Raw genomic sequence first — 14,212 nt, forward strand, 5'->3', positions numbered from 1 at the left:
CGGAGGGTCAACGACAGATCAATGACTCTGGGGTGTCAGGCCCGGCGGTAGACGTCCACCTGCGGCAGGTCGCGGTCGCGGTGGTGGCTATCGGTGTATCAGGGAGGAGTAGTCGGCCTCGGTGAGCGGCTCGCGGGTGATCGACCCGTCGGCGCTCGGCACGTCGATCGGCTGGCCGTCGTGGGCGAACTGCACCGAGCTCACGTCGGCGCGGGCGGCCAGGGTGCAGACCACCTGGGCGTAGGCCAGGATCTCGTCGTTGCGGATCGAGCTGTCCGCGGCCACCTCGACGACCGCGATGCCGTCGCGCAGCTGGACGCCGGTGATGAAGTCGGTGCCGGACAGGGCGCTGTCCAGGCCGTTGTCGCGCTCCTGGGGCGTCGGGCCGGCGATGAGGTCGTCCAGCTGGCGCTCCGGCGAGGGCGGCACCGCCACCCGGCGGTCCACGATGACGAGCTCGTTGTCGCGGACCAGGTACAGCCGCTCGACGAAGGCGCCGGGCCGGGCCGTGCCCACGGCGATCGGGCCCTCGAACGAGCCGACGACCACCGACGGCTGGATGGTGCGCGGCTCGCTCTCGGTCGGCACGCCGCAGCCGGCCAGCAGCAGGGCCGAGGCGAGGACGGCGGGGCCGCGGCGGAGGCTCATCGCACGACCCCCGGAAGCTCGACCCGGAACCGCGCGCCGCCGCCCGGCCGGTCGAGCACCAGCACCCGCCCGCCGTGCGCGGCCACGTGCTGCGCCACGAGGGACAGGCCCAGGCCGGTGCCCGCGTCGTTGCCCCGCGCGCCCGCGGTGCGGCCCCGCACGAACCGGTCGAAGATGGCCTCCCGGTCGGCCGGGCTGACCCCGGGGCCCTCGTCGTCGACCTCGATGATCCCGTCCCGGCCGGCGGACTCCAGGCGGACCGCGACCGGTCCCCCGCCGTGCGTCACCGCGTTGTCGAGGAGGTTGACGAGGACCTGCTCGATGCGGCGGCGGTCGACGGTCCACCGCGGCCCGTCGCCGGCGGGTCCGCAGTGGACGATCCCGTCGGGCAGGTTGCGCCGCTGCACCGTGCGCCGGGCGAGCTCGCCGACGTCAACCGGGGCGAGCTGGGCCGGCAGGTCGCCGCGGGAGAGCTCCAGCAGGTCGTCGACGAGCGACTGGAAGCGGGCCAGCTCCTCCACGACGAGGCCGGCCGCGGTGGCGGTGCGCTCGTCGAGCTTGTCGCGGCGCCGGTCGAGCACGCTGGCCGAGGCGGCCAGGGTCTGCAGCGGCGAGCGCAGCTCGTGGCTCACGTCGGCGGCGAAGCGGCGGTCCCGCTCGATGCGCCGGGACAGCTGGTCGACCATCTCGTTGAACGACGTCGACAGCCGGGCCAGGTCGGGGTCGGTGGCCGGGTCGAGCCGGGCGCTGAGGTCGCCGGCGGTGATGCCCTGGGCGGCGTCGGCGACCGAGCGCAGGGGGCGCAGGACGTAGCGGGTCGCATACCAGCCCAGTCCCGCGCCGGCCGCCGCGACCGCGGAGGCGACCAGGGTGAGCACCCAGCCCATGGTGCGCAGGGTCTGGTCGAGCTCGCGCAGGTAGTCGACCTCGTACAGCGACGTGGTCGAGGTCAGGGCGATGCCCACCACGACCGCCGGGACGCCGTCGATGCGGACCCGCTGGATGCCCTGCCCGCTGGAGCCGACCAGGCGCTGCAGGCTCGCCGGCACGGCGGAGGGCGCGCCGCTGTCGGCGTTGCGGGCGTACCAGTGGTTCTTGTGCAGCACCAGCACCCGCCGGTTGCCGCCGGTGTCCAGCGAGCGCAGCATGGCGGCGAAGTCCGGCCGGCCGGTGTTCATCCCCGCGGCGACGACCCGCGCGTCGAACGTGGCGGAGCGGATGGTGGAGCGCTCCCGGCCGCTGATCAGCGAGCTGCGGGTCAGCTCGTAGGAGACCAGCGCCATCGACGCGGAGAGGGTGAGCGCACCGGCGGCGAACCCGGCCATCACCCGGGTCCGCAGCCCCGCCCGCAGCCTGGTCATTTCTGCAGCTTGTACCCCATGCCGCGCACGGTCACGAGATACCGCGGCTGCTTGGAGTCCTTCTCGATCTTCTGCCGCAGGCGCCCCACGTGGACGTCGACGAGCCGCTCGTCGCCGATGTCGTACTCCCACACCCGCTGCAGCAGCTGCTGGCGGCTGAGCACCAGCCCGGGGTGCTCGGCCAGCTCGCACAGCAGCCGGAACTCGGTGCGGGTCAGCGGGACCTGGGCACCGGAGATGCGCACCTCCCCCGCCTCCGGGACGATCTCCATGTCGCCGAAGACCAGGCTGGACATGGCCTGCACGGTGCGCCCGCGGCGGCGCAGCGCGCGCAGCCGGGCCGAGAGCTCCTTCACCGCCACCGGCTTGACCAGGTAGTCGTCGGCGCCGGCCTCGAGCGCGGCGACGATGTCGTGCGTGTCGTCGCGGGCGCTGATCACCACGATCGGCACGTCGTCGCCGCGGCGCAGCTGCCGGATGCACTCGAACCCGTCGACGCCCGGCAGCATCAGGTCGACCAGCACGGTGTCGGCCGGCTCCTCCCGCTGCGCGACGAGCCCCTCCTCGGCGCTCGCCGCGCCGCGCACGGCGTATCCCTCGTCCTCCAGCGCCAGCGACAGCGAGAGCCGGATGCGGTCGTCGTCCTCGATCACCAGCACGCCTGCCATACCCGCATCATGCCGGGCCGCTCACCCTCGCGACCACCTGGGACGCTCCCGGCGGTCGAAGTCATGCAACCGTCACACATCCGGGAAAGGTTCGCCACACCGCGGCCGAACGCTGGAACCGTCGCCACCCACGACGGGAGTCAGACATGCAGCGCGTCACCGCCGGACGCACCACGCCGACGATCGAGGTCATCGTGACCGAGGAGTTGGACGCGGCATCGGTACCGCGATTCTCCACGCTCCTGCACGAGGCGGCCGACCTGCATCCGGAGCACCTGGTCGTGGACCTCGCCGGGTGCCCGTTCGTCGACGCGGCCGCGATCGGGATGCTGCTGGACGTGCACCGCCGGGTCTGGTCCGACGGCGGCCGCCTCACGCTGCGCGCCCCGCTCCCCCGGGTCGTGCGCACGCTGCGGCTGGCCCGGGTGGACCATGTGCTCCAGTTATCCGATATTCCCGACATTTCGGATTTGTAGGTTAAGTCGGATTTGTAGGTTAAGAAGGCGTCAAGTTCGCGGTGATCTCCGGAAGCGAGGCGGGGTGAGGGGGTAGCCTCCGCTGTCGTGGCAGGACGGCAGCAGGTGAGCCTCGCGCTCGTCATCGGCGCGCTGGGCGTGGTGTTCGGCGACATCGGCACCAGCCCGATCTACACCTTGCAGACCCTGTTCAACCCCCACGACCCGCACCCGGTGCCGGTGAGCACGGAGAACGTGTTCGGGGTCGTCTCGCTGGTCTTCTGGTCCGTCATGATCATCGTCACGGTGACCTACGTGCTGCTGGCGATGCGCGCCGACAACGACGGCGAGGGCGGCATCCTGGCCCTGATTACGCTGCTCAAGCGCCTGGTCGGCGGCCGGGGCGGGCGGGTCGCGGCGATCCTGGCGGGCCTGGGCATCTTCGGTGCCGCCCTGTTCTTCGGCGACAGCATGATCACCCCGGCCATCTCCGTGCTGTCCGCGGTCGAGGGCCTCCGGGTGGTCGAGCCGTCGATGGACGAGCTCATCGTGCCCATCACCGCCATGATCATCATCGCGCTGTTCCTGGTGCAGCGGCGCGGCACGGCGGCCGTCGGGCGGGTCTTCGGCCCGGTGATGATCCTGTGGTTCGTCACCATCGGGGCATGCGGGGTGGCCGGCATCACGCGGTACCCCCAAATCTTGAAGGCACTCTCGCCGACCTATGCGGCCGGGTTCCTGGTGGGCCACTTCGACGTGGCGTTCTTCTCCCTGGCGGCGGTGGTGCTCGCGGTCACCGGCGCCGAGGCGCTGTATGCCGACATGGGCCACTTCGGCCGCCGCGCGATCACCCGGGGCTGGCTGTGGCTGGTCTTCCCGGCGTGCGTGCTGAGCTACCTCGGGCAGGGCGCCCTGATCCTGCACGACCAGGCGAACATCGCCAGCCCGTTCTTCCTGCTCGTGCCCGGCTGGGGCCGGCTGCCGCTGGTGCTGCTGGCCACCGCGGCCACGGTCATCGCGTCGCAGGCGGTGATCACCGGGGCCTACTCGGTGGCCTCCCAGGCGGCCCAGCTGGGCTACCTGCCGCGGTTGCGGGTCACCCACACGTCGGAGTCGCAGATCGGGCAGATCTACGTGCCGTGGATCAACTGGCTGCTGATGGTGTCGGTACTCACCCTGGTCTTCGCCTTCCGCAGCTCGGCGGCGCTGGCGTACGCGTTCGGCATGGCGGTCACCGGCACCATCACGATCACCACGCTGATGTTCTTCTACATCGCCCGCCACAAGTGGCGCACGCCCCGCTGGGCCATCGGCATCGGCGCGGCCGTGCTGCTCGCCGTCGACCTGCTGTTCTTCGCCGCCAACCTGACCAAGCTCGTCCACGGCGCCTGGCTGCCGCTGCTCATCGGCGTCACCGCGTTCACCATCATGACGACGTGGCAGAAGGGCCGCGAGATCGTGACCGCCGAGCGCCAGCGCCGGGAGGGCTCGCTGCGCGAGTTCGTCGACCGGCTCCGCACCGGCGGCGCCCTGACCCAGCGGGTGCCGGGCACCGCGGTCTTCCTCAACCGCGGCAAGGAGACCGCGCCGCTGGCGATGCGGGCCAACGTGGAGCACAACCACGTGCGCCACGAGCACGTCGTCATCATGTCGATCGAGACGCAGCCCATGCCGCGCGTGGCCGAGGAGGACCGCATCTCCGTCGACGACCTGGGCTACGCCGACGACGGCATCGTCCACGTCACCGTGCGCCTCGGTTACATGGACCGGCTGGACCTGCCGACGGCGCTGCGCCGGCTGGACCCGGAGCTGACCGAGGGCCTGCCGAGCCACGAGGAGGTGTCGTACTTCCTGTCGAAGATCGAGCTCCGCATCGGCGCCTCCCCCACGATGGCCACCTGGCGCAAGCGGCTGTTCATCGCCACCTCGTACATCACCGCCGACGCCGCCGAGCACTTCGGCCTCCCCCGCGATCGCACCGTCATCATGGGCTCCCACATCGAGGTCTAGCCGCGCCGCACCGACCTCCGCACCCGTCAAAGGCCCGCCCGCACCACCGGCACCCGCCTGCCCCGACCGCGACGCCCGGCCCGCACGTCAAAACGCCCGCGGCGCCGCAACACGAACTCTCCGCGATCATGCAACGCCCGCCACGGACACCAACGGTTTTTCATGATCACGGAGCGTTGATGTACCCCCCGTGTACCACAAGTCTCCGGGATCATGAGAAACCCGTGGTGCGGTCATGGCAGGAATCATGATCACGGAGACATACGTCCGCCCCGGCTGCACCGATCGGACATTTCGCCCCGACAGGTGAGACTCGACGGACGCCCTGCGCCTGCCGGCGGGCGCGGGCGCGGACGCCGGCCCAGGCCCGCTAGGCCGGGGGCGGCGCGGCGGCGAGGCCGGTGCAGCGGCCCAGGTCGGCGAAGCGCTTCGTGGCGGCGGTCGCGGCGGTGCCGGTGAGCGGCTTCGGCTGGCCGGTGCCGGACACCACCGCCGGGACGAACTCGGCGCCGACCACCGACCGGCCGCGCACCCGCACGTTCAGCACGCCGGTGTCGGCCGAGCCGACGTACCAGACGAAGTTGCCGAGGCCGTAGGCGACATACGTGCGGCCGAGCCACCCGGCGCCCTGCAGCACGTGTGCGTGCGCGCCGATGACCATGTCGGCGCCGGCGTCGGCGAGCGCGGCGGCGAACTGCTTCTGGTCGGCGTTGGGGCAGGAGACACGTTCGGTACCCCAATGGTTGAACACGACCACCAGGTCGGCCTTTTCCCGGGCCGACCGCACCGCGGCGACGGCCCGCGGCACGTCCCACGCCATGGCGATCCCGGGGGTGGCCGGGCCGGCCTTCCAGCTCTCGGCCAGCGTGTGGATCTGGCTGAAGCCGAGGATCGCCACGCGGACGCCCCGCACCGTGAGGATCAGCGGCGCGTATGCCTCGTCGATCGTCCGGCCGCCGCCGAAGACCGGCACCCCGGCCGCCGCCGCGCCGTCGAGCGTGTCGGCGAACCCGACCCGGCCGTAGTCGAGCGCGTGGTTGTTCGCGATGGTCACGGCGTCGATGCCGGCCGCTTTGATCGCCTGGTACGCCGTGGCGGGCGCCCGGAAGTGGAACTCCTTCGGCTCGGGCGTGCCGCGCGTGGTGACGGCGGTCTCCAGGTTGACCACGGCGAGGTCGGCGGCGGACAGGACGCTCGCCATCGGCCCGACCGCCGTCGCCGGGTCCTTCAGCAGCGCCGCCGTGCGCTCGGTGAAGTGCACGTCGCCGGCGAACGCCAGGGTCAGCTCGACCGGCGCCGCCGACGGCGACGGCGACGCCTGCGCCTGCGCCGTTGCCGGGCCCGCCGCGCCCGCCGGAGCCGATCGCGACGCCGGCGCGGCCGCGTCGCAGGCGGCGAGCAGCACGGCCGCCACCACCCCAACCACCCGCAGCAGCTTCACGGCGCCCAGCGTAGGACAGCCGCCGTCCATTCTGGCGGTCAGTGGCGGTGGGTGTGGTCGGGCTGGGTGGGGTCGCCGGGGTGCTCCGAGCCGGGGGCCAGCACGACGCGGTCGCGGAGCTGGAGGTCCAGCCAGCGGGCGAAGGCTCGCGAGCGGGCCGCGGTCAGCAAGGTGGCCGTGAGGTCGGGGGTGGCAGCGGGCTCGGCGGCCACCACCGTGAAGCGGTCCGGGCCCGCGGTCACCACCGCGCCGGGGCGGGCGGCGAAGAGCAGGGCGCCGTGTGGATCGTCGCGGCGGATGCGGTACGGCCGGCCCCCGTTGACCGGCCGGCCCGCGCGGAGGTGCCGGATCAGCCGGACCTCCTCGCCCGCGCGCTCCGCGAGTTCCGGGTTGGCGGCGCGGAACGTGGCCTCCTCGGCGGCGGTGACGGTCACCCCGGCGGTGACCGCGGCGAACACCCCGGCGCCGTGCGGCGAGCCGGCCAGGGCGGCCGCCGCGACGCTGCCCAGGGCCAGCCGGTCCACATAAGACGGTGGGCCGGAGGGGGTGAGGCCGCGGCGGAGGGCCTCGGTGGCCAGGATCGCGCGGACCACGAGCGCCTGCACGACCCAGCGGCGCAGCTGGCGGCCCTCGGCGGTGCCCGGTGTCGGCAGCGTGGGGCCGGCCGGGCCGCGGTACCGCTCGGCCAGCTCCGCGTCGACCAGCGCGCCGTCGAGCGGCAGCCCGTCGACCCAGGCGGCGATCACGGCGTGACCACGAGGCGAACGGGGGCGGTGTAGGCGATCCGGCCGTACCACATCAGCTTGACCAAGGCCCACCAGTGGCCCAGTGCCGAACCCGCCACCTCGAAGCTCAGGTCGGCCGTTGCCCCGGCGGCGACCGCGAACCCCCGCCGGGCGGGCTCGAGCATGTCCCAGGTGCCCCACGGGCTGATGAGCTGGGCCTCACCGCGGATCGGGTACGGGGCCGGGTTGGTCAGCCGCACCACGACGGTCCCGCGTTGGCCGGGGCGCAGGGTCAGCTCGGCGGTGTCCAGCTCCGCGGTCAGCGGCTCGACGCCGGCACCTACGGCCAGCGCGTCCTCGACGGTGCCGCCGGCGTAGTCCAGGCGGGCCGTCAGGAAGCCGCCGGGAACGGTGCCGGGCGCGACGGTGACCGTGAAGCGGGTCCAGCCGCCGGGCGCCAGGCGGACCGGGCGCTCGAACGGGTCCGCGCTCCAGCCGGGCGGCGCCTCGACGCGGACCGTGCCCTCGTACACCTCCTCGGTCAGCTCGCTCGCCACGGTCACCTCGTAACCGCCGTCCCCGCGGCGGTGCAGGTGAACGGCGACGGGCTGGTTGCCGATCGGCGCCGGACCCTTGTTGTGCAGCCAGTACCGCGCGAACACCGGCTGCACCGGCTCGGCGCGCGGACCCAGCTCGACCGGCCCCGCGCCCGAGGCGGCGGCGAGCGTGACGGTCGCGATCTCGTAGGGGCCGAGGACGCCGGGATCCCCGTCCCGCGGGCGTTCAAGGAGGTCGGCCGCGCCGGCGACGGACAGTCCCGGTCCGGCGATCTCCACCGTGGCGGCCCGGCCGTGCGGCTCGGCGAGCCGGGCGGTGACGCCGTTTCGGGGTTCGGCGGTACTCCCGGAGCGACCCGCCGCGAGCGGGTCCCCGCTGACCTTCAGCGCGGCGAGCACGGCCCCCGGCGACACCGTCAGCAGCGCCGCCGTCGCCGGCAGCCGGCCCGGGTGCGGATCGGCGACGACGGCGGTGAGCGGGCGGTCGTAGTCGTGCGCGGCGGAGGTGATACCGCCCGCGCGCCAGTCGCCGTCGGCGGAGGCGATCGCGTACTCGAACGTGTGCGTCCAGTGCTGCAGCGCGAACGCGGACCCGTCGGGCGCGGTGCGCCGGGGCGGGTCGATCCACACCCCGGTCGGCCAGCCGGTGCAGGAGCGCAGCAGCGACAGGTGCAGCCCGCCGTCGGCGGAGACGGCGAACCCGGGAATGCCGCGGTTGAGCACCGCCACCGTCCGGTCCTCGAACGGCTCCGCCGGCGCGAGCGCCTCCGGCTGTACAACCTGGATCCGCGCGTCGGCGAGGTCGTCCACGAGCGCCGCGACGGCACCGGTGCCGGCCACGAGCAGGACGGGGAGGTCCCGCAGGCCGGTGAGGTCGGCGCCGGGCGTCCAGACCCGGGCCAACGGCTCGGCGGCCGGCACCCACACCCGCGCCGCGCCACCGGCGGCGAGCTGCCGGTCGAACTCGGCCCGGTGCTCGGGGCCGGCCGCGTCGAGCAGCGCCTCGGTGAACGCGGTGCGGCCGACCGCGATCCGCACGTCGGGCAGGTTCGAGTCGAACTCCAGGCGGCCGTAGCGCGGGCCGGCGGCGGTGGTGCAGGTGGCGGTGACGCCGGCGCGGACCAGGGCGACGGCGAGGTCGCGGCCGAGGGTGGCGGCCGAGGGCGGGTCGGGCAGGATCAGCTCGGCGATGCCGAGGGCGCGGTGGGCGACGCGGCCGGTGGCCGGGTCGGTCAGCGTGACCCGGGCGGCGGCGCCGGAGCCGAACCAGCGGTAGGCCGGATTGTCCAGCGTCCACGGGTGCCGGGCGGTGTCGGCGTCGGGGTGGGCGAAGCCGCGGCCGACGACCGCGCCGGCCACCTCCGACAGCGGCAGCCCGCCCGGCACGCCGAGCGGCCAGCGGACCCGGACGAGCTGGTCGTGGCCGGTGAAGTCGTCGATGCGGGTGACGCAGTCCAGCCTGGCCACGCCCCGCCAGGCGGTGAGCGTCTGGGTGTGGCGCACCGGGCCCGCGGCGCCGCGGACGGTGATCCGCTCGCCGATCGGGGACCGCTCCAGTAGTACCGAGGCCGGCGCTTCGGCGGACCGGGCCACCGGCGCGCCGGTCGGCAGCAGGTGCCACGGGCCCTCGTGGAACTCCGGGTGTTCCGGATATTCGTCGTAGATCAGGAGCTCGTTGCCGAGCCGGTCCCCGGGCAGCAGCTGCCGGCCGGTGGGCAGCTCGGTGAGGGCGGTGACCGCGCCGCCGCGCGCCGGGTCGACGGTGACCCGGTAGCGGTCGCCGGTCGCCGTGTGCCCTTCCGCGGCAGTCCAGCGGGGCGTGTCGGGGGCGGGCATCAGCCGGTAGGTGCGATGGCCGACGGACGGCACGTCGCGGGCCACGAACGTCAGGCGGCGGCCGTCGAGGACGGCCGGCACGGTGGCGCCGCCGCCGGCCGGGTCGGCCAGGCGCAGGCCGCCCCGCCAGTGCGGCGGCAGCTCGACGGTGACGACGTCGGTGCGCGGCCACGACGAGGGGTTGTGCACGAGTACCGCCGAACCGGGCCCGGCGGTGTCGACCTGCTCGCCGAGGTGGGCGAGGGCCCGGGTGCGGACCGTGCGGGCCAGGTCGAATGCCTCGCGCCAGCCGGCGAGGAGGTCGAGGTACACCTGATCGGACTCGGTGCCGGTGATGGCGTCGTGGTGTGCGCCGTACACCAGCAGCCGCCACGCCTTGTCGAGGGCCTCGATCGGGTAGCGGGCCGAGCCGTGCACGGCGGCGAGGGTGGCCCACTGCTCGGCGTCGAGCAGCAGCCCCTCGACCGCGCGGTGGGCCTGCTTCGTGTCGATGTACGACACGTCCTTGCCGGTGTAGACCGGGTTCATGTCGCGGGTCTGCGGGCTGGGCGCGGTCAGCTCGGCGCGCACCGCGGCGAAGAAGTCGCGGGGCAGCGCGCAGACCAGCCGCGGCCACACGTAGCGGCGGGCCCAGTCGCGGTGGATCTCGGTGAGCCACTTGTTCGGCGGCGAGTAGTCGGTGCCGACCGGCAGCAGGACGTTGCGGGTGGCGGAGACCGGGCGCAGCAGGCGGAACAGGCGCAGGACCGCCGCCTCGGCCGCGTCCAGGGTGGGCGCCGAGTCCATCCACCAGCCGGCGCTGTAGTGCGCGGGCATGTAGCTGGTCAGCAGGCCGCGGCCGCTGGGCGCGATCCACTCGAACTCGCTGGGGAACTGCATCGCCGAGGCGTCGGTGACCGGGTCGGGCGGGGTGCGCATGAGCGGGCCCCACTGGTGGAACGGGCCGCGCGCCCACGAGCTGGAGGTCAGCCCGGCGTCGGCCATCAGGCCGGGGAACTGCGGGTCGTGGCCGAAGGCGTCGAGCTGCCAGGCGGTCCGCGGGTCGCCGCCGAGCACGTCGCGCTGGAAGCCCAGGCCGTGCACGACGTTGCGGATGGTGGTCTCGGCGCCGGTCAGGTTGGTGTTCGGCTCGTTGTAGGTGCCGCCCATCAGCTCCAGCCGGCCCTGGGCGAGCAGCCGCCGGATCAGCTCGCGGTCCTGCGGGTGGCTGGACCAGTACGGCTTGAGGTAGTCGACCTCGGCGAGCACGAACTTGTAGTCGGGGTCGCGCCGGGCGAGCTCCAGGTGGGCGCGGATCAGGTCGAAGCCGGTGTGCTGCCAGGCCTCGCGATACCGCTGGGCGTCGGGCAGCGCGTCCCATTCGCTGGTGTAGGCGGCCTGCGTGTTCCACCACACGGGGTCGTAGTGGAAGTGCGACACCAGGTGCACGGTCCAGCCCGGCTCGGCCGCCTCGATGGTGCCTTCGGCGCGGGCCGTGCCGGCGCCGCAGGTCGCGGTCACGGCCACCGGCACGGTGCCGCCGGGAGGCAGCCCGACCTCGGCGGCGGCGGCGCCGCCGGGCCCGGCCACCACCGTGGCCACGGCCCCGGCCGGGTCGACCGTGAGCCGCACGGCCGCGCCCGGCGGGGCGCCGGCGACGGCCACCCGCAGCACCTGGAGGGGGCGTTCGGGGTCGCCGACGAACAGGTCGGTCGACTCGATCGCGGTGATCCGCAGGGCCATCGGGGGTCAGCGCTCGACGAGCGTGGTCAGGTCGACCGGCCGGCCGGTGCGGAACGACTCGTTCGCGCCCAGCCCGGGCAGCAGCGCGGACAGCCCGTCCTCGGCGGTGGCCCGGTCGTCCGCCTGTTGCTTGTCGCCGTCGAGCAGCGCGGCCAGCATCCGCTGGTCGCCGCCGCCGTGCCCGGCGTGGTCGAAGGCGGGGACCTCGGCCCGCGACGGCGGCCGCCACAGCGGGCGCACCAGGATCCGCGCCTCGCCGGCGGTCTCGGCGGCCTCCTCGCCGTGGACGGCACCGCGGGCCGAGGTGGTGACCCCGGGGGCCGGGCGGGTCCACGCGGCCTCCTCGACCTCCAGCTCCAGGCGGCCGCCGGTGCCGTTGAACATGACCCGATAGCCTTCCCAGGGCGAGTAGGCGGTCAGGTGGTACGACATCGAAGCCCCGGTGTCGTAGCCGATCAGCAGGGCCATGTCGTCCTCGATCGTGATGCCGTCGCCGAACACGTTCTCGTCGCGGATGTAGCCGGAGTCGGCCTCGGCGTCGAGGTACAACGCCCGCAGGGCCGGGTTGTCCTCGAGCCGGATGGCGAACGGGTCGTCCCGGGCCTCGGGCGAGCCGTGGGCCCGCACGTAGTCGCGGGCGTAGCCGTTGCGCCTGCCGTTGGCGGCGCCGTAGAAGCCGAGCCGGCCGCGGCCGTAGACGGAGACCGGGCGGGCGCCCAGCCACCAGTTCACCAGGTCGAAGTGGTGGCTGGCCTTGTGCACCATCAGGCCGCCGGAGTGCTCGCGGTAGCGGTGCCAGCGGCGGAAGTAGTCGGCGCCGTGGCGCACGTCGAGCAGCCACTCGAAGTGCACCGAGAGCACGTCGCCGATCGCGCCGCCGCGCAGCACCTCGCGGACCTTGGCGTGCACCGGGTTGAACCGGTAGTTGAAGGCCACCGTCAGGTCGCCGCCGGTGGCGTCGACGGTCCGCATGATCCGCCGGGCCTTCTCGGCGGTGGTGGTCATCGCCTTCTCGGTGATCACCCGCGCCCCGGCCCGCAGCGCGGGCACGATGTAGAGGTCGTGGGTGGCGTCGGTCGAGGTGACCACCACCAGGTCCGGCGCGACCTCGGCCAGCATGGCGTCGAAGCCGGCGGGCGCCCAGGTGCGGGCCGGCGGGCGGCCGTGCTCGGCGAGCAGCGCGTTGTGGAACGCCATCCGGGTCGGGCTGGGATCGCACAGGGCGACCACCTCGTAGGCCGGGCGGGTGGCGAGCCCGGCGTTGAACAGCTGGGCGCGGTGGCCCGTGCCGACGATGGCGACCCGGCTGGCTGGCTGCATGACGGTGCCCCTTCCGTGAGGTGCGGTGGACCGGTCCACCGGCGAGGACGCTAGCAGTGGACCGGTCCAACAACAAGCCGTACGCTATGCCGCATGGTGCGGCCAGAGCTGAGCAAGGCGAACGCGCTGATCCTGCACGGCAAGCCCGGCAAGGCGGAGTTCTACGACCCGGCGGTACCGTCGCCGAGCAACCACCACTGGCTGCCGTGGCTGGCCAAGCAGCTCATCGTGCGCGACATCCCGGCGCACACGCCCGAGATGCCCCTCGCCTACGCGCCGCACTACCCGGCCTGGCGGCGGGAGCTGGAGCGGCACGACATCACGCCCGGCACGCTGGTGGCGGCGCACAGCTGCGGCGCCGGGTTCCTGCTGCGCTGGCTGAGCGAGCACCCGGAGGTGACCCTCGGCCGGGTCGTGCTCGTCGCGCCGTGGCTCGACCCGACCGGCCGGCAGGCGCCCGGCTTCTTCGACTTCACCCTCGACCCGCACCTCGCCGCGCGGACCGACTCCCTGACCGTGTTCCACTCCGACGACGACTTCGACGACATCCAGGTGAGCGTCCGCACGATCCGCGCCTCGATCGCCGGCCTGCGCTACCGGGAGTTCCGCCGCTACGGGCACTTCGGCCGCACGACGTTCCCGGAGCTGCTCGCCGCCCTCGTCGACTGACGGCAGGTTACCGGGCAGAGCCCGCGGGAGTTCCGGCGCCGCGGAACGGGAAGTGCCGGCGCGGGTCGTAGTCCGGGACCGGCTGATAGCGGTTGACGCCCTCCTCGCCGCGCAGCCGGAAGGCGCTGGGGTACGGCTGCTCGTCGCCGACGATGCGGGTCGACGTCGGGATGTAGCGGATGGTCAGCCCGCACCGGCGGCGGGCGCTGGTGTTGGCGTTGCTGCTGTGCACGATGTTCGGGTGGTGCACCTCGACGTCGCCGGGCCGCAGGACGACGTCGACCGCGCGCGCCTCGTCGACGTCGACCGCGATCTCCTGGCCGAGCACGTTGTCGACCTCGGTGTTGGCCCGCATCGCGGCCATGTCCATCGTGTGGCTGCCCGGGATGAGCCGCACGCAGCCGTTGTCCGGGGCCGAGTCGTCGACGGCCAGCCAGAGCGTGACCACCTCCATCGGCTCCAGCGGCCAGAACGCGCCGTCCTGGTGCCACAGGACGGGCTGGCCGGAGTACGGCGGCTTGCTGATGTAGTGCGACGCGAACAGCGCGATGTCGGGCCCGACGAACAGCTCGGCGATGTCGACCAGCCGGTCGTCGCTGATGAGCCGGATCCAGAAGGGGTCGTCGCGCAGGAACGTGTGGCCCAGCTGCTCCGGCCGGACCTCCGGGTGGTGGCGCCGCAGCCACTCGACGTGGTCGCTCGCCTCGGCGATCAGTTCCTGGTCGATGACGTCGCGGAAGATGGTGTACCCGTCGGTGCGGTACTGCTCAAGGGGTGTGGCGGTCATGGCGTCACCTTCC

At 73.8% G+C, this 14,212-nt stretch carries 10 protein-coding genes and 1 pseudogene; 3 read left to right on the forward strand and 8 right to left on the reverse strand.

Annotation, left to right across the window (positions count from 1 at the left end; genetic code table 11):
• Positions 1 to 87 precede the first annotated feature (87 nt).
• Genes ACQPXD_RS31975 through ACQPXD_RS31985 form a run of 3 tightly spaced genes read right to left on the reverse strand, consistent with a single transcriptional unit; the run spans position 88 to position 2,677 of the window.
• The gene (locus tag ACQPXD_RS31975) at positions 88 to 648 is read right to left on the reverse strand and encodes a GerMN domain-containing protein (RefSeq protein ID WP_432825051.1); all 561 of its coding nucleotides are present in this window, start codon (positions 646 to 648) and stop codon (positions 88 to 90) included.
• Positions 645 to 2,009 carry an ATP-binding protein gene (locus ACQPXD_RS31980; RefSeq protein WP_432825052.1) on the reverse strand — a complete coding sequence of 455 codons (1,365 nt, stop codon included), beginning with the start codon at positions 2,007 to 2,009 and terminating at the stop codon, positions 645 to 647. The genes ACQPXD_RS31975 and ACQPXD_RS31980 overlap by 4 nt, the downstream gene beginning before the upstream one ends.
• Entirely contained in the window at positions 2,006 to 2,677 is a 672-nt protein-coding gene (locus ACQPXD_RS31985) for a response regulator transcription factor (RefSeq protein WP_432825053.1), read from the reverse strand. Before ACQPXD_RS31985 ends, ACQPXD_RS31980 begins: the two co-directional genes overlap by 4 nt.
• Before the next feature lie 146 nt (positions 2,678 to 2,823).
• Here ACQPXD_RS31985 and ACQPXD_RS31990 point away from each other — a divergent pair, with 146 nt between their 5' ends.
• Together ACQPXD_RS31990 and ACQPXD_RS31995 are read left to right on the forward strand one after the other, a co-directional pair.
• The gene (locus ACQPXD_RS31990; protein WP_432825054.1) at positions 2,824 to 3,153 is read left to right on the forward strand and encodes an STAS domain-containing protein; all 330 of its coding nucleotides are present in this window, start codon (positions 2,824 to 2,826) and stop codon (positions 3,151 to 3,153) included.
• A gap of 87 nt (positions 3,154 to 3,240) precedes the next feature.
• On the forward strand, positions 3,241 to 5,142 hold the full coding sequence (locus ACQPXD_RS31995; RefSeq protein ID WP_432825055.1) for a potassium transporter Kup: 1,902 nt from the start codon (positions 3,241 to 3,243) through the stop codon (positions 5,140 to 5,142).
• 370 nt (positions 5,143 to 5,512) lie between these two features.
• Here the strand turns inward: ACQPXD_RS31995 and ACQPXD_RS32000 are convergent, their stop codons facing one another.
• From ACQPXD_RS32000 to ACQPXD_RS32015, 4 genes and pseudogenes are all read right to left on the reverse strand, one after another.
• Entirely contained in the window at positions 5,513 to 6,583 is a 1,071-nt protein-coding gene (locus ACQPXD_RS32000) for a CapA family protein (protein WP_432825056.1), read from the reverse strand.
• Between the two features lie 38 nt (positions 6,584 to 6,621).
• Complete coding sequence (locus ACQPXD_RS32005; protein ID WP_432825057.1) at positions 6,622 to 7,329, reverse strand: DUF7158 domain-containing protein; 708 nt, start codon at positions 7,327 to 7,329, stop codon at positions 6,622 to 6,624.
• 1,973 nt (positions 7,330 to 9,302) lie between these two features.
• Positions 9,303 to 11,423: pseudogene (locus ACQPXD_RS32010) on the reverse strand (glycoside hydrolase); the annotation flags it as partial.
• A 6-nt stretch (positions 11,424 to 11,429) separates the two neighbouring features.
• A complete protein-coding gene (locus ACQPXD_RS32015; RefSeq protein WP_432825058.1) occupies positions 11,430 to 12,743 on the reverse strand; it encodes a Gfo/Idh/MocA family oxidoreductase in 1,314 nt (437 codons plus the stop codon).
• Positions 12,744 to 12,836: 93 nt separating this feature from the next.
• Here ACQPXD_RS32015 and ACQPXD_RS32020 point away from each other — a divergent pair, with 93 nt between their 5' ends.
• Complete coding sequence (locus ACQPXD_RS32020; protein WP_432825059.1) at positions 12,837 to 13,412, forward strand: alpha/beta hydrolase; 576 nt, start codon at positions 12,837 to 12,839, stop codon at positions 13,410 to 13,412.
• 7 nt (positions 13,413 to 13,419) lie between these two features.
• Here ACQPXD_RS32020 and ACQPXD_RS32025 read toward each other — a convergent pair whose 3' ends face one another.
• Positions 13,420 to 14,199, reverse strand: coding sequence for a phytanoyl-CoA dioxygenase family protein (locus ACQPXD_RS32025; RefSeq protein WP_432825060.1), 780 nt, complete (start codon positions 14,197 to 14,199; stop codon positions 13,420 to 13,422).
• Positions 14,200 to 14,212 lie beyond the last annotated feature (13 nt).

The organism is Dactylosporangium sp. CA-092794, assembly GCF_050948465.1.
GTDB lineage: Bacteria > Actinomycetota > Actinomycetes > Mycobacteriales > Micromonosporaceae > Dactylosporangium.

Coding starts and splice junctions, on each gene's coding strand:
- ACQPXD_RS31990 (WP_432825054.1), top strand. CDS start 2,824: ATGCAGCGCGTCACCGCCGGACGCACCACGCCGACGATCGAGGTCATC.
- ACQPXD_RS31975 (WP_432825051.1), bottom strand. CDS start 648: ATGAGCCTCCGCCGCGGCCCCGCCGTCCTCGCCTCGGCCCTGCTGCTG.
- ACQPXD_RS32020 (WP_432825059.1), top strand. CDS start 12,837: ATGGTGCGGCCAGAGCTGAGCAAGGCGAACGCGCTGATCCTGCACGGC.
- ACQPXD_RS32015 (WP_432825058.1), bottom strand. CDS start 12,743: ATGCAGCCAGCCAGCCGGGTCGCCATCGTCGGCACGGGCCACCGCGCC.
- ACQPXD_RS32025 (WP_432825060.1), bottom strand. CDS start 14,199: ATGACCGCCACACCCCTTGAGCAGTACCGCACCGACGGGTACACCATC.
- ACQPXD_RS31985 (WP_432825053.1), bottom strand. CDS start 2,677: ATGGCAGGCGTGCTGGTGATCGAGGACGACGACCGCATCCGGCTCTCG.
- ACQPXD_RS31980 (WP_432825052.1), bottom strand. CDS start 2,009: ATGACCAGGCTGCGGGCGGGGCTGCGGACCCGGGTGATGGCCGGGTTC.